The 22,866-nt window shown below is 43.5% G+C and carries 19 protein-coding genes; 7 read left to right on the plus strand and 12 right to left on the minus strand.

All coding sequences use genetic code 11. From position 1 onward, the window contains the following. Positions 1–194 precede the first annotated feature (194 nt). From QL919_RS10870 to pheA, 6 genes are all read right to left on the minus strand, one after another. Positions 195–740, minus strand: a complete 546-nt coding sequence (locus QL919_RS10870) for a 2-amino-4-hydroxy-6-hydroxymethyldihydropteridine diphosphokinase (protein WP_198330870.1) — start codon at positions 738–740, stop codon at positions 195–197. 1 nt (position 741) lies between these two features. Next, on the minus strand, positions 742–1,152 hold the full coding sequence (folB, locus tag QL919_RS10875; protein WP_290189541.1) for a dihydroneopterin aldolase: 411 nt from the start codon (positions 1,150–1,152) through the stop codon (positions 742–744). Positions 1,153–1,215: 63 nt separating this feature from the next. After that, on the minus strand, positions 1,216–2,178 hold the full coding sequence (gene rarD / locus QL919_RS10880; protein WP_290189542.1) for an EamA family transporter RarD: 963 nt from the start codon (positions 2,176–2,178) through the stop codon (positions 1,216–1,218). A gap of 305 nt (positions 2,179–2,483) precedes the next feature. After that, the gene (locus tag QL919_RS10885) at positions 2,484–4,793 is read right to left on the minus strand and encodes a bifunctional prephenate dehydrogenase/3-phosphoshikimate 1-carboxyvinyltransferase (protein ID WP_290189543.1); all 2,310 of its coding nucleotides are present in this window, start codon (positions 4,791–4,793) and stop codon (positions 2,484–2,486) included. A gap of 158 nt (positions 4,794–4,951) precedes the next feature. Continuing rightward, a complete protein-coding gene (hisC, locus tag QL919_RS10890) occupies positions 4,952–6,094 on the minus strand; it encodes a histidinol-phosphate transaminase (protein WP_290189544.1) in 1,143 nt (380 codons plus the stop codon). 205 nt (positions 6,095–6,299) lie between these two features. Then, a complete protein-coding gene (gene pheA, locus QL919_RS10895; protein ID WP_290189545.1) occupies positions 6,300–7,481 on the minus strand; it encodes a prephenate dehydratase in 1,182 nt (393 codons plus the stop codon). A 742-nt stretch (positions 7,482–8,223) separates the two neighbouring features. Between pheA and QL919_RS10900 the strand changes: the two genes are divergently transcribed. Together QL919_RS10900 and QL919_RS10905 are read left to right on the plus strand one after the other, a co-directional pair. Further along, on the plus strand, positions 8,224–9,165 hold the full coding sequence (locus QL919_RS10900) for a transaldolase (protein ID WP_290189546.1): 942 nt from the start codon (positions 8,224–8,226) through the stop codon (positions 9,163–9,165). Between the two features lie 188 nt (positions 9,166–9,353). Next, complete coding sequence (locus tag QL919_RS10905; protein WP_290189547.1) at positions 9,354–9,806, plus strand: hypothetical protein; 453 nt, start codon at positions 9,354–9,356, stop codon at positions 9,804–9,806. A gap of 173 nt (positions 9,807–9,979) precedes the next feature. Here QL919_RS10905 and QL919_RS10910 read toward each other — a convergent pair whose 3' ends face one another. Continuing rightward, positions 9,980–10,549, minus strand: a complete 570-nt coding sequence (locus QL919_RS10910) for an adenine phosphoribosyltransferase (protein WP_290189548.1) — start codon at positions 10,547–10,549, stop codon at positions 9,980–9,982. Between the two features lie 339 nt (positions 10,550–10,888). On the opposite strand from QL919_RS10910, the gene QL919_RS10915 reads away from it, so the two are divergent. Both QL919_RS10915 and QL919_RS10920 read left to right on the plus strand, forming a co-directional pair. After that, positions 10,889–11,053 carry a rubredoxin gene (locus tag QL919_RS10915; protein WP_183618001.1) on the plus strand — a complete coding sequence of 55 codons (165 nt, stop codon included), beginning with the start codon at positions 10,889–10,891 and terminating at the stop codon, positions 11,051–11,053. A 27-nt stretch (positions 11,054–11,080) separates the two neighbouring features. After that, the gene (locus QL919_RS10920; protein ID WP_290189549.1) at positions 11,081–12,154 is read left to right on the plus strand and encodes an alpha/beta hydrolase; all 1,074 of its coding nucleotides are present in this window, start codon (positions 11,081–11,083) and stop codon (positions 12,152–12,154) included. 145 nt (positions 12,155–12,299) lie between these two features. On the opposite strand, the gene QL919_RS10925 is transcribed toward QL919_RS10920, so the two are convergent. Next, the gene (locus QL919_RS10925) at positions 12,300–13,334 is read right to left on the minus strand and encodes a WG repeat-containing protein (protein ID WP_290189550.1); all 1,035 of its coding nucleotides are present in this window, start codon (positions 13,332–13,334) and stop codon (positions 12,300–12,302) included. 157 nt (positions 13,335–13,491) lie between these two features. On the opposite strand from QL919_RS10925, the gene tnpB reads away from it, so the two are divergent. Both tnpB and QL919_RS10935 read left to right on the plus strand, forming a co-directional pair. After that, complete coding sequence (tnpB, locus tag QL919_RS10930; RefSeq protein ID WP_290189551.1) at positions 13,492–14,643, plus strand: IS200/IS605 family element RNA-guided endonuclease TnpB; 1,152 nt, start codon at positions 13,492–13,494, stop codon at positions 14,641–14,643. A 354-nt stretch (positions 14,644–14,997) separates the two neighbouring features. Beyond that, on the plus strand, positions 14,998–15,930 hold the full coding sequence (locus QL919_RS10935; RefSeq protein WP_290189552.1) for a DMT family transporter: 933 nt from the start codon (positions 14,998–15,000) through the stop codon (positions 15,928–15,930). 203 nt (positions 15,931–16,133) lie between these two features. Here the strand turns inward: QL919_RS10935 and QL919_RS10940 are convergent, their stop codons facing one another. Beyond that, positions 16,134–17,573: a solute carrier family 23 protein gene (locus QL919_RS10940; protein WP_290189553.1), complete on the minus strand. Its 1,440-nt coding sequence runs from the start codon at positions 17,571–17,573 to the stop codon at positions 16,134–16,136. A gap of 461 nt (positions 17,574–18,034) precedes the next feature. On the opposite strand from QL919_RS10940, the gene QL919_RS10945 reads away from it, so the two are divergent. Then, positions 18,035–19,471 carry an L-serine ammonia-lyase gene (locus tag QL919_RS10945; RefSeq protein WP_290189577.1) on the plus strand — a complete coding sequence of 479 codons (1,437 nt, stop codon included), beginning with the start codon at positions 18,035–18,037 and terminating at the stop codon, positions 19,469–19,471. A gap of 356 nt (positions 19,472–19,827) precedes the next feature. On the opposite strand, the gene QL919_RS10950 is transcribed toward QL919_RS10945, so the two are convergent. From QL919_RS10950 to xthA, 3 genes are all read right to left on the minus strand, one after another. Next, positions 19,828–20,226 (minus strand): DUF4377 domain-containing protein, encoded by a 399-nt coding sequence (locus QL919_RS10950; protein ID WP_290189554.1) that lies wholly within the window; start codon positions 20,224–20,226, stop codon positions 19,828–19,830. Positions 20,227–20,561: 335 nt separating this feature from the next. Further along, positions 20,562–21,785, minus strand: a complete 1,224-nt coding sequence (gene argJ / locus QL919_RS10955; protein WP_290189555.1) for a bifunctional glutamate N-acetyltransferase/amino-acid acetyltransferase ArgJ — start codon at positions 21,783–21,785, stop codon at positions 20,562–20,564. Between the two features lie 102 nt (positions 21,786–21,887). Further along, positions 21,888–22,721, minus strand: a complete 834-nt coding sequence (xthA, locus tag QL919_RS10960) for an exodeoxyribonuclease III (RefSeq protein ID WP_290189556.1) — start codon at positions 22,719–22,721, stop codon at positions 21,888–21,890. Positions 22,722–22,866 lie beyond the last annotated feature (145 nt).

Here is a 22,866-nt window from a genome sequence, read left to right on the forward strand (position 1 = left end):
TTTAATGGGGGTTGCAGTTTGCTGAGTATGGCTTGTTTACGATCGTCACTATATCTTGGCATGATTGGTCCTTGTGCCCCCCATTTGGATTAATATTTAGGGGTGACAACTATCCTGCCATAGGGGGTTTATGCTAACTAGTACAGCTCTTAATACTCCATTTTATTCAAAATTGATATTAAATATCCATAAAACTACGGAATATCTGAAATTAATTCTTCAACCCCTGCTCTTTCATGCGCTTTGAATGGGTAACGATCTGCCATTACAATCCAATTAGACTCTTCAAATTCCTTATTGCTGCTTAGGCTATTTTTATCAGAAACAACTTCTATTAATAGCGTTTCTATCAATAGAATATCGATATCCATCGTAACTTTTTTTATTGGCGTCTGAGCTTCTGTTAGACGCTGCCTATGACAGTCACCCTCAAGATCTTTAAAAACCTGCTGTAACTGTTGCAGTGTCATTGGCTCTCCCAAACGCAAATAAACGCACTGATTGGTATAATCGGGCTTTGGTTGCGCTTCGGTCGATGTAAAGTCAGGATTTTCAAATGCAGTAGATAACTGTATTCCCCCTAGCGCCGCTAGATCCTTTCGGACAAGCGGCAGATAATGTTCAGCTTGATAATTACTGCCTAAAGCCAATAATACTGCCGTCACAGATTGTGTTTGCAACAGTTCAGGCGTCTGCTTTTTTAGCGTTTCAAGACTCAAATCAGCCAAATTTTTATGCATATTATGCATCATCGTCCTTGCTTACAACTGGCTTATCTTCAATGGCCGTTGCATAACGCGTGATCTGTACCCCAACCGCATCGGCCTGCTTGATAGCAGTGGGCTTAGCAATGCTTAAAGTGATTTTATGACAGCTATATTTGGCAAGCAACTTATCAGCGATTTGCCCCGCTAAATGCTCTAGCAACTGCGCCTTAATAGCTTGACACCATTCGCTAACGTCATCGCAGACCGCTTTGTAATTCAGTGCATCGTTAACGTCATCAGAAGCAGCAGCGGCGCTAATATCTGTCTCAAGCGCTATATCAATTAGTAACGGCTGAGTGATAGCTCGCTCCCATTCGTAGATACCGATGACTGCTTCTACTGTTAAGCCTTTGACAAATACCACATCAGATTCGGTATGAAACATAATTTCAGCCTTATTAATTAATTTTAAATCCAGATTTCTAGTACTAGCTTTGCAAACAAATGCTTATTTACTTTGCTGCAAAGCTTCTTTACGCAACCGCTCGGCCTTTAGCGCCTTACTAGGGCGATGACGCCACAAGTCAATGCTGAATAATAACAGACCGAGCCAAATCAAACCAAAGACGGCTAAACGGCTTAAGTCAAAAGGCTCTTTATAATAGAATACCGCCAAGAAGAAAATAAAGGTCGGCGTCAGATAATTCATAAAGCTTAAAATACTATAAGCAACCAGCTTAGTCGATCTATTAAATAGCAGTAACGGTATCAAAGTAATCGGACCTGCAATCATGAGCAACCAAATATTTGAGGTAAACCAAAAACTCAGCTGGCTGCTGACCACATCCGCTTGCCAAAACCACCAAATAAAGATGGGTACGAGCATCGTGGTTTCAACGAACATTGCATCAACAGGAGTTAGTGGTGTTTGGCGCTGAATGGTGCCATAAGTACTAAAACTAAAGGCAAGAATGAGCGATAACCATGGCAGACTACCCAACATGACTACCTGAATGACCACAGACAATAGCGCAAATCCAATCGCGACCCATTGTAGGGTGCGTAGACGCTCTTTGAACAAAATCATCGATAGTGCCACGCCAACTAACGGACCAATAAAGTACCCTAAGCTGGCCTCAAGGATTTGATCGTGATTGACCGCCCATACATACGTGAGCCAGTTGGTGGCAATAATAATACCGGACAAAAAGGTCAAGGCTATCCACTTGGGGTTTTGTTTTAAAGTATCTATCCACTGCCAGCGCTTGGTCACGACCACGACGATGAGCAAACAGGCAAACGTCCAAACAATACGATGACCGATAATTTCTGTCGCGTTATAAGCCGCTAACTGTTTAAAATATAAAGGAAATGCACCCCATATACAAAAAGCGATCAGCGCAGTGACGATACCACTTCTCGTAGTTTTGATTGGAACGACTGGTTTTTTGACAACATTTTGAGTGGTCATAAGGCAAGACAACTTAAGTTAGAGCAAAGCGCGACCCTGACTATTTTGACAAATGGTAGAAGCGATAGACAGAAGCGCAGGGTTACTACATATAGGATATAAAGTAAAAAAGCAATGCGTTCATACCCATTTAGGTATCAACACATTGCTAACGACAACAACATTTTTAAAATAACTTACAAGGATTAAAGATATTTCAAATTAACCCTCATTTAGGTTTGTTCTTAGCAGGTTTAATATTTTGCTATATCTAATCTCTACATACTTTTGATGATAGTAAAATCAAATATGAACTTTGGATACTATTACGCATCGCCTTGATTAACTTGGATAGACATGCCAATTTGATTAGCAAGTTCTGCAAATCCTGGGAAACTGGTATTGACCGTCTCAACGCCTTCGATGGTAATTTGCTTAGAGGCACGTAAGCTTGCAACCGCAAAGCTCATGGCAATACGATGATCATGATGCGAGGTAATATGTCCGCCACCAAATACAGGTTGGTTGTTATTCACTTCACCATTTTGACTTTGAATACCTTGCCCTTCAATGATCAGACCATCTTCAGTCACCGTACAATCAATGCCTAGCGTTTGTAGACCGTCTGCCATGACAGCAATACGATCGGACTCTTTCACGCGCAACTCTTTCGCACCCGTTAGTACTGTACGACCTTGGGCACAGCTAGCAGCAATGAACAATACTGGGAATTCATCAATCGCTAATGGTACTAAATATTCTGGGATATCAATACCTTTTAGGCTTGAGCTACGAATAGTAATATCCGCCACTGGTTCGCCGCCCACATGGGTCTCATTGCTTAGGCTAATATCCGCTTGCATAAGTTTTAGAATATCGATGATACCGGTACGCGTCGGGTTAATACCGACTTGCGTAAGGGTCAGCTCACTACCTTGACTAATCGCAGCAGCGACCATAAAGAATGCTGCCGATGAGATATCCGCAGGGACAGCAATATCACCGCCTGTCAGTGTACCACCACCTTCTACACTAATGCGATTGCCATCGACGATTACAGGATAACCAAAGGCTGACAGCATACGCTCGGTATGATCACGGCTAACCTCAGGTTGTATGACAGTCGTGGTGCCTTTTGCCCACAGTCCAGCCAACAATAAGCAAGACTTAACCTGTGCAGAAGCGACTGGCATATCATACTCTGCCCCTTGCAGCGGCTTACCGACATTATCACGACCAGTGATACTTAACGGCGCTGTGCCACTATGGCCGGTACTTTGAATAACAGCACCCATCTCGCGAAGAGGTGCTGCGACACGCTCCATTGGCCGCTTGTTTAGACTGGTATCGCCTGTTAACACACTATCAAATGACTGTGCCGCTAAAATACCGGCTAGCAGGCGCATACTGGTGCCTGAGTTGCCCATATATAATGGCGTTTTGCTTGGTTTTAGACCATTCATACCCACGCCATGAATAGTCAATTTACCTTTATCAGGGCCTTCAATGCTCACGCCCATATCACGAAACGCCTGCAAGGTAGCCAGCGCATCTTCCCCTTCCAAAAACCCAGTGACGTTGGTGACGCCAGTGGCTAGACTACCAAGCATGATGCTGCGATGCGAGATAGATTTATCACCAGGAATAGTAATGGTGCCAGAGACGGTGTTGCTAGGGGTAATATTATAAGAAGCTGACATGGCAGAAGTATCCGTATAAGGGGTGCTGGCTAACATATGGCCAAAATGTCGCCGTGCGGCTTGCGCGCGGCCCAAAAGTCCCATCAGGGCGGTTGAATCTTTATCAATAATAAGTTGGCGCATGGTCTGTAAATAAACACCATACTCATCAAGGGCGCTCACAATCGCGCTTTGATTGGCAAAAAATATATCATGCCACATTTTAGGGTCACTGGCAGCAATTCGGCTAAAGTCGCGGAAGCCACCTGCAGCATAGCGAAACATATCTAAATTATCATCATGACTTGCCAGCTGTTCAACCAAATTAAATGCCAGCAGGTGCGGTAAATGACTGGTGTGCGCCAAGATAGCATCATGATGCTCAGCGTCCATTGACATGACAGTTGCACCTACCGCTTCCCATAATTGACGCAAATTAGCAATTGCAGAAGGATTGCTCGTTGGCAGCTCGCAAATGATAACACTATGATTGGCAAATAATGTGGCGCGCCTGGCATGATACCCTGAATTCTCAGCCCCAGCAATCGGATGCGCAGGTACAAAACCTGTTGGTAATGTGGTAAACACGGCTTGTGCCGCCTCAATGATATTGACCTTGGTACTACAGACATCCGTGATCATACAATCTGTGGCAAGCTGTCCATTATCCATTGCATTTTTAATATCGACAAACACGGCTTTCACCGCCTGTACCGGTACAGCGATGACAATCAAGTCACTGCCTGACACCACGTCACTTAACACAGTGCCACCCGCATCTAACAAACCATGCTGAATGGCTTCGTCAATGCTTGGCAAGTGCCTATCGACAGCAACCAAGCGCTCACTTAAATGATTGTCTTTTATAGCTTGAGCAAGACTTGCGCCAATCAGCCCTAGACCGATGACACAAACCTGCTTAAATAACGGCGGCTGAGTATTAAAAGGGAGTTGCATAATATTCTTTTTATCTTTTGGCTGGCGACATATCTCGTTAAATGAACTAGCGTCAGATTGACTTCAGCATCACGAAAGCCAAGCTTATGTGTATGTTGTTAAGTGACAGAATTAATCAAAATATATTTACTAATCGAAAAAATCTTACCAATTATTTATTAATCTTCAGTCAAAATTGAGTGCAGCGTATCAATCAAACGAAGATTGTCCTCTGCCAGACCTACCGTAATACGTAGCCAGTTAGGTAAGCCATAGGCGGCTAATGGGCGGACTATCACACCTTGTTCTAGTAACGCTTGATGAATAGAAGCAGCGGTTATTGCTTCCATCTCAACTTCTATTTCCACCATGATAAAGTTGGCATGCGACTTAATAAAACCCAAACCTAACGCGTCGAATTGTTTTTCTAACCAGCGCATTTGCTCGTTATTGGTCAAGCGGACTTTTTCGATAAAGTCTTGGTCATTAAGTGCGGCGGCCGCAGCGGCCAATGCCACACGGCTGACGTTAAACGGCTGACGAATACGGTTGAGCAATGCTGCTACTGGTATTGAGCTGAGGGCATAGCCAACACGCAGACCTGCCAGTCCATAAGCTTTGGAAAAAGTGCGTACGATGACGACATTATCAAACTCATTAAGCAGCGCCCTATTATTACTCTCAGGACTATACTCGATATACGCCTCATCCAACACCACTAGCACTGAGCTTGGCACACTAGCGACAAACTCGCGAAGCTCTTTATGACCAAGCTGCGTGCCCGTTGGATTATTAGGATTGGCAATAAAAACAATCTTGGTATTCGGATTATCTGTTACCGCTTTAGACATCGCCTTTAAATCGTGACCAAAACGCTGCGCTGGCACTTCTACCCCTGTTGCGCCTTGTATTTTCGCCAGCATCGAATACACCACAAAGGCGTACTCACTATAGACGATAGCATCATCACAACTCACAAAACCACGCGCCAATATATCCAATAAATCATTAGAGCCATTACCTAGAGTAATCTGCTCAACATCCACACTATTAAAATCAGCAAGCGCTTGTTTTAAATAATAACCGTTGCCATCAGGATAGCGTGCCAGTTGACCCAATTGCTCCGTAATAGCCAAGGTTACTTGCGGCGAGCAACCTATCGGGTTTTCGTTACTGGCAAGCTTTACCACATCCGAGACACCATACTCGCGCGTCAACTCTTCTACCGGCTTGCCTGTTTGATACGGGGCTAGCTCTAAAATACTGTCGTAGGCAGGTACTAACGGTGAGACGTTTGCCCCTGACGATTGATTAGATTGCATGGTTTATCCTTAGAGGTGATGACGCATCCATTAATGACTCATACCGGCACTCATTATGGTTTGGTAAAGCCGGCGTTGTGTCACTGTGTCATTGATTCAATATATAGCTGGTTCATCATAAAAAAGGGACAAGGCAACCAAATGTAGACATATAATTCATGCTGCAAGCAAGGTTAACGCTGCCACCCTTGTATTGTGGTTTTGGCTATAGCACTGCTTTTGGATACGAGCCTAATATGCGCACATCTTTTACCAACGGGCGGATATCGGCAATAGCCGCGCTGACGTTAGGATCATCGATATGACCATTCATATCAATAAAGAATACATAAGCCCACTTATTAGGGCGTTCAGGACGCGTCTCGATACTGGTCATTGACACATTATGATAAGACAACGGCTTTAGAATTTCGATCAGCGCACCCGCTTTATCGTGAGCAGAGACAACGATAGAGGTTTTGTCTTGACCAGATGGCGCAATGGCTTCATGACCGATGATTAAGAAGCGTGTGGTATTACTTGGATTGTCTTCGATATTTGAATAGAGCTTATGTAAGTCATATTCAGCAGCAGCGACATCGCCAGCAATAGCCGCTGAATGCCATTCGTTTTTGAGACGGCGAGCGGCTTCACCATTACTCGATACTGCAACGCGCTCAACATTAGGGAAATTCACATCGAGCCAATGGCGGCATTGAGCCAATGATTGCTGATGCGAATAAATACGACTTAAACTATCAACCTTGGTATGTTCAGCGACCAAGAAGTTTTGATGGATAGGCAGCTCGACTTCACCGATAATTTTTAAGGTAGAAGATAAAAAGCCATCTAAGGTGTGATTGACCACCCCTTCTGAGGAGTTTTCAACGGGTACCACACCATACATCGCCGTACCCGCTTCAACTTCACGGAACACATCGGTAATGGTGGTCATCGGCACGGTATCAGCAGCTTTACCAAAATGTTTGAGGGCCGCAGCGTGGGTAAAGGTACCAACGGGACCTAAAAAAGCAATACGTTGCGGTGCTTCTAAATCCAAACAGACCGACATAATTTCACGGAACAAACGCGCCATTTTTTCGTCAGCGATTGGACCAGTGTTGCGTTCCATGACTGCTTTTAGTACCTGAGCTTCACGCTCTGGACGATAAAATATAGGGTTATTATTCTCAGCAGTCGGATTATTAGCGATGTGACTTTTCTTTACCACTGCCACTTGCTGAGCCAACTTAGCACGATTGTTAATTAACTCATGGATTTCGCGGTCAACTGCATCAATACTTGTGCGAATATTATCTAAAAATGCTTTTTCAGTTGCGGTATCGCTAGTGCCTGTCGTGGTTTGATTCAGATTATCCATCTTTTGCTCTGGTGACTGCTCACTCATTACCGCCCATCCTTTTTAAATTTCATCACTGTTTAAATTTTTATAAATACTAGGTATTACTATGTTAATTTTAAATGCTTTGAAAACTCTTCAATAGTGACCTACGCAAACATCGCAGCCCCAAAAAACTGAAGGTATCTCAGTTACTGTCATTAAGTCGACCGTTGATAGTAATCAAAGGTTATGACAACTCATTACATTAGCAATAATCGTCATCGACAAAATAGTCTATCAGAAATTTTGCGCCCTGCCAGCCTATACTATACTGTCATCTAATGATATGCATTCAGATATGCCACCCGCATCAATTGCATAGTATAGCGGACAATCTATTGATCGGCTCTACTATAGCAAAAACTTTGCTCACTGCCCATTCGTAAATACTCGTAAACCCGCTCACAGCATAGTCGATTCAAAATAGTCTTGATACAAGCTGAGCGATTCAAGTCGTACACTTTTTGCGGCAAAAAAATTCAGCGATATCACACGTATTTATTCAGTCAACTATAGCACAGTTATTTTGCGGGAAAGCGAGGCAGGTTAAAACTATCAGGCTACATAGTCTCAAAACTATGTTACAGTTTAAAGCGAGTCACAAATAGCACTGTCTATAAAATGCTGATATTTAAAAAAGCCATCACCGATAAGATTTTTACCTACAACAAAGTTATAGTGTAAAAGCCATCCTGTAATTGGTGACATGTAATAATCGATATAATAGAAATTGAAAAAAGGATATCTAATGAGCGCATTACAACAGCTTCGTACCATGACCACTATTGTCGCTGATACTGGCGACCTTGCCGCCATTGCGCGCTTAAAACCCATTGATGCAACCACCAACCCAAGCTTAATAACTAAGGCGCTCACACATCCTGACAATCAAGGTATGCTATCAGAAACAATGAGCCATCATAACGGTGATATCGATGCTGTGATTGACGCACTCACCATTCAAGTTGGCTGTGATATTTTAGAGCTCATCGAAGGCCGAGTCTCTACCGAAGTCGATGCACGATTGTCTTATGATACCCAGGCGACCATTGATAAAGCCATGGCGTTTATGGAATCTTATCAAAAAGCAGATGTCGACCCTGAACGTGTATTGATTAAGATGGCAGCGACTTGGCAAGGTATTGAGGCGGCGCGTTATCTTGAAACCCAGGGGATCCATTGTAATCTGACCTTACTGTTTGGACAGCATCAAGCCATTGCCTGTGCCGATGCAGGCGTGACACTCATATCGCCTTTTGTTGGACGCATTTTAGACTGGCAAAAACGCCAACAAAACCGACAAAACGTACCAGCCTCTGATGACATGGGCGTGCAGTCAGTAAAACTCATTTATCAATATTACAAACAGCATGGCTATAAAACGCAAGTGATGGGTGCAAGCTTCCGCTCGACTGAGCAGATACTGGCATTGGCAGGTTGTGATCTCTTGACCATCGCCCCAAACCTCATCGACGAGCTAGCCACGATGGACATTGAAGTGACTCGTCAGCTCTCACCTAGCATGTCGATGGCATTAGATGACATGACTCGAGTCAGTCTGACACATGACGAGTTTAGTGCCGCTTATCAACAAGACACTGTCACTCAAGACCTGCTACCAAAGGGCATTGATGGCTTCATTACTGCTCGTGACGAGCTTGCTAAGACACTTGCTGCTATCCGTGAATAACGGTCCATATCATATCTGCCAATGCGATGAGCATAAATATTATTACTGTGAATATGAACGCCAGTTTAGTGAGTATCAGTAGTAGTACAGCAAGTATGAATAATAGACATCAGGTAAAAGATATTTGCCTGCTGATGACAAGTTGGCTATTATGACCGACTTCAAATAACAAGAAGCAGGGCTTAAGTATGAAACGGCTATCAGTGTTATTGGCAGGCAGTGCTTTAGCACTCAGCGCACAAGCAATGAATTGGTCAGAGGTGTCTAAGAGCAGTTCTGGTTCAGTCTTTAGCCTAGATTTAGACTCTATTGAAAGCTCCGACATCAGCATCATCGATGAGAAACGGGTCGAAAACATCATGGTCTCTATCCGTAGAACTTATCCCACATCCAAGAAAAATACTGATGACAGCAATGTTAACTATAGTGATCAGCAGCTACTTATCTCTTGTAAGGATGCCAGTTACTATCGGCGCGCTTACGTAGACTACGCCGCTAATGATAAAGTCTTAAAATCTTGGCAATCAGACAAGCCTATATTAACAACAAAAGATTTTAAGATTACGACACCTAAAACGGTTGGTCGCACCCTCGTAGAACAGAGCTGTAAAAGGTATGAACAAGCCAAAAAAGTGGCCTAATATTCATGACAATACAAGAAAAATCGCGCTGATCAGATTCAGCGCGATTTTTTATTAATCGTATTTATTAGATGCGTCTATTTATGAAAAGCATATATTGAGCATTCAAATAGCCATTAAATATCTCTAGCCCAAATATCCAAATCAGGGTTACGCTTTTAATCACATTACGTTTAGGCTTTTAATACCGTATAGACAGGTACTGGAAACTCGCCATGCAATTCGACCAAATCGAGTAATACTAAAGCCCCTGCCACCGCATGACCAGCTGATTTGCAAAGCTCATAAGCCGTGGTCAACGTGCCGCCAGTGGCCAAAATATCATCGACCAATAACACACGCTCAGGTGGCAAATTATTTTGCATCTCAAGCGTGTCTTTACCATATTCTAACGCATAGGCTTTATTAGCGACTGGCGGTGGCAACTTACCTGGTTTACGCAGCAAAATCATGCCTTTGCCCAATCGACCTGCCAGCAAACTAGCAAAGACAAACCCACGCGCCTCAACGGCACCCAAACAGTCTACCTCATCTATCAACCCTTCTGGCAGTGCAGCAAGCAATGCATCAATGACCGCATCTATATGACTGCGCAGTAACGGTGTAATATCATAAAAATCGATGCCGACTTTTGGGAAGTCTGGTACTGTGCGAATAATCTGCCAAAATGGATGGTCAGTATTGAGCACATTTGAGGGCTCGTTTTCAGTATTAGCGGATGTATCAGCGGCATTAATGCTCATGGAAACCCTTAGTGTATATGACTTGTATGGGAATTGAAGAATCATTCATCAGTGCTAAATGAATGCTAGCACTGTAGATTTAAAGGCGGTTATTATAGCATGATTGATTTTAATGTTGCGGTCTGACTCACGGTAATACGAGCATTGAAACACAGATAACGACCACTATTGGCTTGATAAATACCAGATTATCTCAATATACAAGTGTAAACTTAACTATGAAAATCACGGTTATATGCTAAACTACGGTCGTTTTTGTCGTCGAATATGATGACTACAATTCTAAACATCGGCGTTAATAACGCCCTGTAGCACTGGTAATAATCGATAGGACTATGTATGAAACGTTATGAATGTATTGTCTGCGGTTGGATATATGACGAAGAGCTCGGCTGCCCTGAAGAAGGCATTGCACCGGGTACCAAATGGGAAGACATCCCTGACGACTGGATTTGCCCAGAATGTGGAGTCGGTAAGCTTGATTTTGAGATGCTTGAACTGTAGTAGATGACCCTCTAATTAGGACACTTCATGACACAATCAAATGACACCAACCCTGCCGAACCTTCTGAAAGCTTGAATCCAAAATCAAATCAAAATTTGGGTCAGAGTATCAATGAGCATTCAGACAGCTACCCTACTCTTGAATGGCAGCGGTTTGGCTCGCATCAATGGCGTAAATCCGACCTTAGTGAGCACCTGCATCAAGCGATGATTGATATCGGCGATGGTATCGAGCTTTGTGTTGAGGCTGGTGGCAACCCTAATAACCCACCATTATTGATGATTATGGGGCTTGGCTCACAAATGATATTTTGGCCAAATAATTTTATTAAGCGCCTGATTGATGCTGGTTTTTTTGTGATTCGTTTTGATAATCGTGACATCGGCTTGTCTTCTAAAGTACAGATTGATGGACTACCGCGTATCAGTCAATTGAAGATGATGATGCGCCTGCAAACAGGCCTGTCTAATAAAGGTATGCAAGTTGCCTATAATTTAACGGACATGGCAGAAGACACTGCACGTCTGATTAAAGCATTACAGCTTGGCAAGACCCACCTACTTGGTGCTTCTATGGGCGGGATGATCGCGCAAATCGTGGCCGCTCGTTATCCAAGTTTGGTACAGCGTATGGCGCTTATGTTTACGACGACCAACCGCGCCTTTTTAAAACCGCCAAAGCCCAAACAACTATATACCCTTATCAATCGCCCTGAGAGCCATTCTGAGCGTGATATTGTGCGTCATAGCGTCTGGTTTATGAAGACGGTTGGTACACCTGGGCATGTCAATGTACGCATGGTGCGCGAAATCGCCAAACTGCGCTACCAACGCAATTTTCATCCGCTCGGTACAGTACAGCAGCTCAATGCTATCTTGGCATCAGGCTCTATCAGTCGTTTTAGCAAGCAAGTTAAAGCACCGACGATTGTACTGCACGGTAGCGCAGATGGGCTACTCCCTGCGTCACAAGGCCGTGTGGTTGCGAAGACCATTCCCAATGCCACCTTCCATTTAATCGAAGGAATGGCGCATGATATCCCTGAGTATTATCAGCCCTATATGGTCGATTTGATTAGCAATCATTTATTAAACGAATAGCCTTACGCTCTTGTACGACTACTTAATTCGCCATAAAAAGAGCGCAAATCCTAAAAATTAATGATAGGGTTTGCGCGCTTTTTTTATGCTTGAAGATATCCTGAGCTCAATCGATTATCTTCTAAATACTCAGTCGCATAAACAGTCAGTCGCAGCCGACACCAGTGCCTTCTTTATCAATACACATCTTATTGCCGTTTTTTAGGTTGCCAATCCATGCCTTGCCATTGGTAAATACAAATGACGGGTTGCCTTTGTAGCTATCAGCAGCTGACACGCCACTATTAGCAAAGCGAAACGGAATCACCAATTCACCGCCAAGATTAACAAAGCCCCAGTCTCCATCGATACGCACACCCGCCATGCCTTCGGAGAATGGCCGCACTTCATCGAAAGAGTATGTAATCATGGTCACATTGTTATCATCAACGAAACCCCATCTGCCATCTTGTTGGCGTGGTTGTAACGTGGTAAATATGTTGGGCGCTGATGCCCTGCTGCTATTATTACTACTGTTGCTGTCATTACGGGCTGGTGCTTGTCGTGCTACAGGCTGCTCATTGTTACTGCTATTGGGATCGCTTATGGTTTTGCCGTTTTTATCTAGCCAGCTGACAGCTTTACTTTTGCGCACACGGGCGACCCCACTTCGGTAATCATCAATATCGCTAATCGATGATGAAAATGCTACCACTGTTTTATTATCAGTAGTGATAACACCATAGTTCCCGTCTTTTTTGACCACGATACGTCCATCAGATACTGCACGTGCCCACCCTTGGCTTTCTTTGAGCATATCGTACATAGCAGGCACGACTTCACGTCCTTGCATATTAAGATAGCCAACATGACTATTGCGTAATACTGGTATTAAACCATTCGATATCTTATCAGCGTCGACTTTTTGGTAGCGCGACAAATCAACAACTCTCTTGCCTTTACTGTTAATCAAAGCAACGGGCGCACCAAAATCTTTTGTCGCTAAATAATGACCACTGCTAGACGTGCAGGAGACATTTTTATAATAGCTTTTTGGAATTTTACAACTGGCCGCTTGTGCACTTGGCATCACAAGTAGGGCGCTAGAGAGAACGCCTATAGTAAAACCATATCTTGACACCGTTCGCGCCAAACCAGATGTCGATAGTCGTTGTCGTGTTGATGATGAGCGTCGATGCATAGATAAACCTAGTCTAGTTGTATTGATATTTTTAACATTTTCAGCGCAGAAATCCCCTACTTCTAAAGTAGTGGGATGAATGCGTTATTGATAACTACCCTTACTCCCTATGGTATTATAATTAATAATTATAACGCCAATTAACAACAAGCTCCTTATGACCAAGCAAATCCTAAAAGCCCATAAAGTAAGATTATACCCTAATGAGGGTCAGCAAATATTCTTTGCTAAATCATTTGGTTGCACACGCTTTATTTGGAATAAAATGCTTAGTGACAAGATTGATCATTACAACGAGCATAAGACCGAGCTTAAAAATACCCCTGCTCACTATAAAAAAGAATTTGAATGGCTTAAAGAAGTCGATAGCCTAGCACTGGCGAATGTGCAGCAGAACCTAAGAGCTGCCTATAACAAGTTTTTCAAGCAAGGCGCAGGCTTCCCAAAATTCAAGAAAAAAGGAATTAAGGATAGTTATACGACCAACAACCAAAAGGGCACAGTGGCGATCACAGACAGCACTGTCAAACTGCCTAAGATTGGTCATATCAACGCTAAATTTCCAAGCAAGGTAAATGGCTTAATCAAGTCAGCGACCATCAGCAAAACCCCATCAGGCAAGTACTATGTCAGCTTACTGGTTGAAACTATCGTAGAGCCGTTGCTAAAAACTCACTCAAGAATAGGCATTGACTTAGGACTGACCGACTTTATCGTCTTATCGGACGGTACAAAAGTCGCTAATCCTACCTTTTTATCGAAGCTGCAACATAAGCTTGCGCGAGAACAGAAAATACTGGCCAAGCGTAGAGCCATTGCCAAAGCGAATCAGCGCAAATTGTCTGACAGCCGCAACTATCAAAAGCAAAAAGTTAAAGTCGCTAAGGTATATGAAAAAATAACCAATATCCGAAAAGACTTTCTACACAAACTCTCATTCACTCTCATCAAAAACCACGATGTGATTGCGATTGAGGACTTAAACGTCAAAGGCATGGTTAAGAATAAAAAGTTATCTAAAGCGATTAGCGATAGCTCATGGTCAGCCTTTACCACCATGCTGACTTATAAAGCCGATTGGTACGGTAAAGAGGTAGTCAAAGTAGACCGATGGTATCCATCGTCTAAGACCTGCTCAGGCTGTGGTCACTTACTGACTAAGGCTGAGCTACCATTACAGGTGAGGGCATGGAATTGTCCGAGTTGCCAGCAAAAGCATGATAGAGACATAAACGCCAGTATCAACATCCTCAGTGAGGGTTTGAGACTGGCAACAATCAAAACCGTCGGTACGACGGGGTTAGCTTAGTCCATTTGCCTAACCGCTGATACAAAATATCGTATCAAGTATGGGTATTACCTAAGAAACCCCTACCTCTTTAGGTGGTGGGTAGTTCATTAGTAATGCGGTTATCAGCCAATCATTGTAAACCACTAGACTAGCAAATAGTGCAAACGTCGCCAACATTATTCCTGTAAGGATAGCTGTCAGATATAACATCACCATAATATCAGTCGTAATATCACTAATAATTGTGGTTTTGCCATTTCATTTTAGGTGTAAAACCTCGACAATATGACTTGTATGATGATCTGAAGCACTATCATCTTAAACGCAATGAATCGACTATCTAAAATAATAAGATAAATATAAGGATTCTCTATGGCTGTCGCCTCTTCACGCTCTGCACCTATTGGCTTGGTCATTGGCTGTATTATTTTTGGTTTGGGCAGTTTAATCGTGGCTCACGTCGATATCGGTGGTTGGGCGATGTCATTTTGGCGCTTGGCCATTTCTGGTGTCGTCTTTGCTATATTAGCCAAGGTTATGGGGCAGCGTCTGCCGCGCTCAAGACGAGCTATTTTTTATGGTTTATTATCGGGAGCATTTTTAGGTTTGGATTTGGCGCTGTGGCATGAGAGTATTTATGCGGTCGGCCCTGGTATCTCGACCTTGCTCAATAGCTTACAGATTTTCTTTTTGGCAGCGATTGGTTTTTTGTATTTCAATGAGCGCCAATCTATATTACAGCTTATCAGTCTATTTCTAGCGATGGCTGGGGTGGCGATGATAGGTAGCCCTGAGTTTGCACACAATAGTGCCGCAACTTGGGGGTTTATCACGGGTATTGTATCAGGTGCTATGCTAGCGGCATCAATGACATTTATACGTAAAACGCATGATACCGAGCCAACGCCGATATTTATGCTCATGCAATTGATTAGTATCGGCGGTGTGATGGCGATGATTGTACCGATGTTTCTATTCGATACAGGTAATATCCTACCCAATTCTTGGTCTGAGATTGGCTGGATATTGGTGTACGGTACCGTGATGCAGTGTTTGGCATGGGGGCTTATCGCCTACTCTATTCCCAAGCTGTCTCTGGCATTGACAGGACTGCTACTATTAACTGAGCCTATCGCTGCATTGGTCATTGATTACAGCTGGCTCGACAAACCGATTAATACTTTACAGTGGAGCGGCGCCCTACTGACAATGTTTGCAATCTATTTAGGCTCATTAAAACCTAAGCCCCGTGCGCTGCGCCGTTATCGATTTTTTGCACGTTTTTATAAACGTAAATACAAGTAATACCATTTCCAAAAATGAGAGTATCGCGGAAAACTTGCGCAAGTACTATACTTAGCACGCTTAGCAAATTTGACAAAGTTAATCGGACCTTTTGGGTTTGGTATAAGTTTTAAGGCTTGCTGATCATGTATATAAAAAGCGCCCATTCTATATATAAAATGGGCGCTTTTCTAACTTTAGGATTTTGATGTGGATTAGATAAATTATTTAGCCAATGCTTTATTGGCCTCTTTGGCCTCAGAACCTTGGTTAAATAATGCGTTTAATACAATGGCTGCCAAAGTAGCGGTACCGATTCCGCCCAAGTCGAACCCGCCTAGGTGCAGGCTAAAGTTACCTGTGCCCATGATAACGGTGACCGCAGCGATAATAAGGTTGCTGTTTTTGCTAAAGTCGATACGGTTATCAATCCAAATTTTTGCACCCGCAATCGCAATCAAACCAAAGACGACAATAGAAGCACCGCCTAATAATGCTGCCGGTATCGTTTGGATAATGGCACCAAACTTTGGTGATAGCCCTAGCATAATAGCCACCAGACCTGCCACGACAAATATCGTCGTACTATAGACTTTCGTAACCGCCATGACGCCGATGTTTTCGGCATAAGTGGTCACACCCGTACCACCAAAACCTGCTGAAAAAGTCGTTGCCACACCATCTGCGAAAAATGCGCGGCCCATATAAGGGGTCACACGAGCTTTGGTCATACCCTCAACTGCTTTAAAATGTCCTAAGTTTTCGGCCACCAAAATAAAGGCAACAGGCGCGATGAGGATAATGGCGCTCATCTCAAAGCTAGGAGTATGAATAGTGGGTAAACCAATCCACGATGCCGCCGCCACACTACTAAAATCAATCGCCGTACCAAAACCCATGATGTTGGTCATCACAAAATAAGCAACATAAGACAATATCAGACCAACCAACAACAGCAAACGGCGCAGCATACCGCGTGTGAACACTGCCACACCACTGATGAGCAATACGGTCAAGGTAGCCATCCACGCATCGAATTGATTAGCAGATACCCCTTGGATAGTGACTGGTGCTAGATTCAAACCAATAATCATCACGATAGCACCCGTTACGATGGGCGGCATCAAGCGCTCAATCCAGCCTGTGCCAGTTTTCATCACCAGTAGACCAATTAACGCGTAGATGATGCCGCAAGCCATGATGCCGCCCAATGCGACATTCAAGTTAGCGTTGAATCCTGCCCCTGCATATGCAGTCACTGCGATGACTGGCCCAATAAACGCAAAGCTTGAGCCCAAATAGCTTGGCATGCGCCCACCTGTGATCATAAAAAACATCACAGTACAAATACCTGACATGAGTATCGCTAGATTGGGGTCAAATCCCATCAACAATGGCGCCAGTACAGTTGCACCAAACATCGCAAAGGTATGCTGCACACCCAGTAACACACTCTTCGCTGGTGGCAGATACTCATTAATCCCAACAGGATCACGATCCAAATCGCCTTTGTAAGGCTTCCAAGTTGGAAACCAACGACCATTATCGAAGTCAGGGTCATGCGGATATTGGATAGCTGCTGTGTCAATACCTGCAGCTTCTAATGCGTTCTGATCTTGAGCACTATTTTCTAGATGGGAGGAGTGGTCTTTTTGAGATGGCATGCGCGCGTGTCCTATGTGAGCCGAGCTAAATTAATAGGCTAAATTCATTGATAATATATCGTCATAAATCATTCATTTATGTTATATGCTAGCAAACCAAAAGTGTTATTTGTTATGATAGCGATATTCTGCTGTTAATCAGATTCTGCTAGAGGTATCAGGATAGATATGTTCTACTGGAATCACTGCTTAGCTCACTGTCGCTAAGCAATATCACAGGGATGACCTGCTTACAGGATGTTACAAAATGGTTGGCTGCAGGCATGATAACGGAGTTTCATAATAAATAAAAGTTATTCTTAAAGTCCCGTTTATTCTCATTGCACCACCACTCTCACAGTCAGAGCTTAATATATAGCCTATAAAGGGCTTACATGCAGCAACTGTCTATTATACCTCCCATAAAAGTGCCATAGGCAATCTATATAATTTGCCAAAACACTTATAATTTTCGGTAACTTATTATGATTAGTGTTTTTGATTTATTTAAAATTGGCATTGGCCCATCAAGCTCGCATACCGTAGGACCGATGGTGGCGGCGAATCTGTTTTTAGCGTCGCTCACCAAGCAAACAGAGCTGACCGCTATTAACAAAATCGAGATTGAGCTGTATGGTTCTTTGGCAGCCACTGGCAAAGGTCATGCAACCGATACAGCCATATTCTTAGGTTTACTTGGACATACGCCCAGCACGATTGACACCCGTATGACCAGCGAGTACCTGTCTCCTATTTTCTCTGAAAAAAAACTGACGGTATCAGGCGCTCATACGATTGATTTTGATACAGAAAATGATGTGTATTGGTACGATGATACTGTTTTACCCTACCATCCCAATGCCATGACTTTGCGAGCAATATTGACAGATGGTAGTCTGTACCAACAGACTTACTACTCAGTCGGTGGCGGCTTTGTCATCAACGAAGAAGATGCTACCAACCCTGATGAAGACCATGCCAGCCCGACCATTGATAGTGTGCCCTACCCATTTAACACAGCGGCAGAGCTATTAGAACAATGTCGTCAGCATGATTTAAGTATCAGTGAGCTGGTATTGGCCAATGAATGTCACTTTCGCGATAAAGAACAAGTATTTGAATACTTAGACACCATCTGGGATGTTATGCAAGACTGTGTCAAACAAGGCTGTGAAAATGGGGGCATCTTGCCAGGTGGCCTAGATGTCAAACGCCGTGCTCAAGACTTGTATCAGCAGCTTTGTGCCGAAAAAGACCAACCCATCTCTAAAACTGATAAGCTTGCAGCGATGGACTGGGTTGACTTATATGCCCTTGCCGTCAATGAAGAAAATGCCAATGGTGGCAAGGTTGTCACTGCACCAACCAATGGCGCGGCAGGCATTATCCCAGCCGTGCTACATTATTATCGTGATTTTTTACCAAGTTATAGCCAAGATGGTGTGCGCAAGTTTTTATTAAATGCCACCGCTATCGGTAGTTTAATCAAAGAGAATGCCTCTATCTCTGGTGCTGAGGTCGGCTGTCAAGGTGAAGTCGGCTCTGCTTGTGCCATGGCAGGCTCTGCACTGGCAGAGATTATGGACGGCTCGCCAGCCAAATGTCTAAATGCAGCAGAAATCGGTATCGAACACAATCTAGGGCTTACTTGTGACCCTGTTGGAGGGCTGGTACAAGTACCTTGTATCGAGCGTAACGCCATGGGCGCAGTCAAAGCGATTAATGCAGCCCGTCTCGCTTGCCGCGGAAATGGTCAGCACTTTGTCTCTTTGGACAAGGTGATTGAGACCATGAAAGTCACAGGCGCTGATATGTTAGACAAATATAAAGAAACCTCTCGCGGCGGTTTAGCGGTTTATGCAGATAATCGTATCCTCACAGCCTCGCATGGTGTCAGTGTAAAATACAGTCAGTGCTAATCTAGAAAATATACATATAGACTACTATCAATATCTGTAGCGCTATAGTCAAAATACCCTAAAAACGCTACGGTATGGCTGATATCAATTTTTTGTAGCCTCTGTCTGCGCAGGCACAGCAAGCAAGAAAAATTGATATCAGCAGCACGTAATGTATCGATATTACTTTTTACTAACTATATATTCAAAGGTTATCAAACTGGCTCCTTGCCAAAAAATTTATTTTAGGACGGGACATTTACATAAAAAAAGGCCTCTAAAAAATTAGAGGCCTTTTGCATGAGAAGCCATTCAAACGCTCATGGCGTTATCAACCTGATGCTTGATAACACATCATGATACGGCTAACACTGATATTACTCAGCAGTTTTAGAAACCACTTCATTAAGAATCCAAACTGGCTGTACAACGTCAGAGCCTTCAGCAGTTACCGCTTCTTGACGTACATCAAGCACATAGCGATAGTTTGGCTCATAGGTGAAACCTTGGATGTTACCGCTTAGAGTGGTGTAGTTTTTCTGATAAGTCTGACGATACTGCAAGCACTCAGACTCAACTTTAGAGCCGTCTGTTGCTGTCAGGTCGCAAACTGCTTTACGTGGGGCAATCTCAACTTCAAAGCTTGGGATATTAACCACTTTTACGTTCATAGGTTGCCCTTCAACAACCATGGTACGTTCGTTGTCCATATTCATAGTAGAACAACCTGATAAAGCAAAAGTCGTCATTAATGCTGCTAGTGCCAATTTTTTCATTATTCAATCCTCAGTGAGTTTTTATTACTTTTATTTGAACGCAACTGTTCATGACAATATAAAATCAATGAAAATATTAGAGAGCTCAATGATGTTGAAATCATCAACAGTATCGTTTGTTATTTACTGAGGCAATTATAGGTCGCAGCCCAACTTCCTCTCTACATCAGCTTTGTAAAGTAACGTCAGCTTTTGCAACTGATGTTAATCGTGCGTATTGAATAGTAGAGTAAATTGATACTGAGCAAAATTTACACAGCAAAAAGCCAGAGTGATAGTCACTCTGGCTTAGTTATTCATTAAACAGTATTTTACTTAGCTGACAGCGATAACCCTTAGCTACGGTAATCAGCATTAATCTTGACGTAGTCATATGATAAATCGCAGGTGTATACCGTATCGCTGGCATCACCACGTGCAAGGTCAATATGAATGGTAATCTCGGGGCGACTCATGACTGCTTTGCCCGCTTCTTCTGTATAGCTAGGCGCGACGCCACCATTCTGACAAATCATCACTTCGTCTAGATATACATCAACCTGCTCGGTATCGAGGTCATCGATACCTGCATAGCCAACAGCCGCTAAAATACGACCCCAATTGGCATCACTGGCAAAGAACGCTGTCTTTACGAGTGGAGAATGCGCCACTGCGTATGCGACGTCACAGCACTCTTGCGTCACTTTACCACCCGTGACTTTTACCGTCATAAACTTAGTCGCACCTTCCCCATCACGCACAATCAATTGCGCTAAGCGAACAAACACCTCTGTTAAGGCTGAAAACACCGCTTGATAATGAGGATGCGTAGGGCTATCAATCACCTCTGAGCTGGCAGCGCCTGTGGCTACCAATACACAGCAATCGTTGGTTGAGGTGTCACCATCGACGGTAATGCGATTAAATGACTGCTCATTAATGGCACTTAACATCTCTTGTAATAAGTCCGCTGCAATATTGGCATCCGTTGCCACATAGCCAAGCATCGTCGCCATATTGGGGCGTATCATTCCTGAGCCCTTTGAAATACCAGTCACATGATAGCTAGTACCACCGACATCGACTTTTTGGCTAGCAAGCTTGGGAATAGTATCAGTGGTACGGATACCGTTTGCCGCTGCCAGCCAGTTATCAGCACCCAAGTTAGCCAAGGCATCATCCAATCCTGCGATGACCGCTTCGCTATTTAATGGCTCGCCAATAACGCCTGTTGAAAATGGCAGAACAGTATTGCTTTCCACGCCTGCTTTGGTAGCCAACGCTGCACAGATTTCTTCTGCGCGGCGCTTACCATCAGCGCCCGTACCCGCATTGGCATTGCCCGTATTGGTCACCAAGTAACGTGGACTGGCCTTGGCAAAATGCTCACGCAATACTCGTACAGGTGCAGCACAAAAAGTATTTTTAGTCGTAACGACAGCGCTGGTTGCCTTTTCTGCAATCTCAATAACGACCAAATCATCACGATCTTTGTAGCGCACACCCGCCGCAGTAGCACTTAGTTTGATACCGTCGATGGGATAAATAATATCGGGTACTGCCACATTTCCAACAGCCATAGTGATTTCCTTACTTTTCAATTTTTATGATTATAAATAAAATGTCATTTGTGAGTTTTCAACACATCCCCTAAAGGGTGATGAGCATAATAAAAACTTCGTTTACTTATTTGCTATCTTGCTTACATCGAATGCCGACCAAATTGGTGCATGGTCAGAGGGTTTTTCCATCGCACGTAGCTCATAGCTGATGCCAGCATCGACGCACGCCTCAACGAGATCTGCGGTACATAAGATATGGTCGATACGTAGACCACGCTTAGGGTCATCATTAAAGCCACGACTGCGATAATCAAACCAACTATATAGTTCTGTACTTTCTGGATAATGCAGACGATAGGTGTCAGTCAATTCGCGTGACATCAGGTCTGCATACCACTCACGCTCTTCTGGCAGAAACGAGGTTTTTCTATTTTTAAGCCAGCGCTTAGCATTGGCTTCACCGATACCAATATCGATATCTTCTGGGGCAATATTCATATCACCCATGATAATGAGCGAGCGACCTTCTGCTTTTAGCGTATCAATATAAGCCATCAAATCGGCATAGTAGGCACGCTTCATAGGAAACTTGGTTGGATGATCTTGACTCTCACCTTGGGGGAAGTAACCATTCAGCACATCAATCTCACGACCGTCAAACTCATAGCGGGCATGAATAAAACGCTTTTGTGCTTCTGTATCTTCGCCAGGAAAGCCTTTTTGTACAAAAATCGGCGCAACTTTAGACAATAGTGCCACACCATAATGTCCTTTTTGGCCAAAGTACTCAACGTGATAGCCAAGACCTTCTACATTCGCCAATGGGAACTGATCATCATGCACCTTGGTTTCTTGCAAACCCATCACATCAGGATCGATTACCTCTCGCACTGCCTCCAACTGATGTTGACGTGCACGAATACCATTGATATTAAAACTGACAAAACGGGTCATAAACTGTCCTATGTTAATCGATGAAAATGCAGTGCTGCTATGTATATATGCATCACTATGATAACAGACGTAAGCAAGTCTGGCTGTTGCGTGCCCTGATATCTTAAGCTAGAGTAGTCAGTATAGTAATAGCTATCTTATACAT

The organism is Psychrobacter sp. APC 3426 (assembly GCF_030408035.1).
Taxonomy (GTDB): domain Bacteria; phylum Pseudomonadota; class Gammaproteobacteria; order Pseudomonadales; family Moraxellaceae; genus Psychrobacter.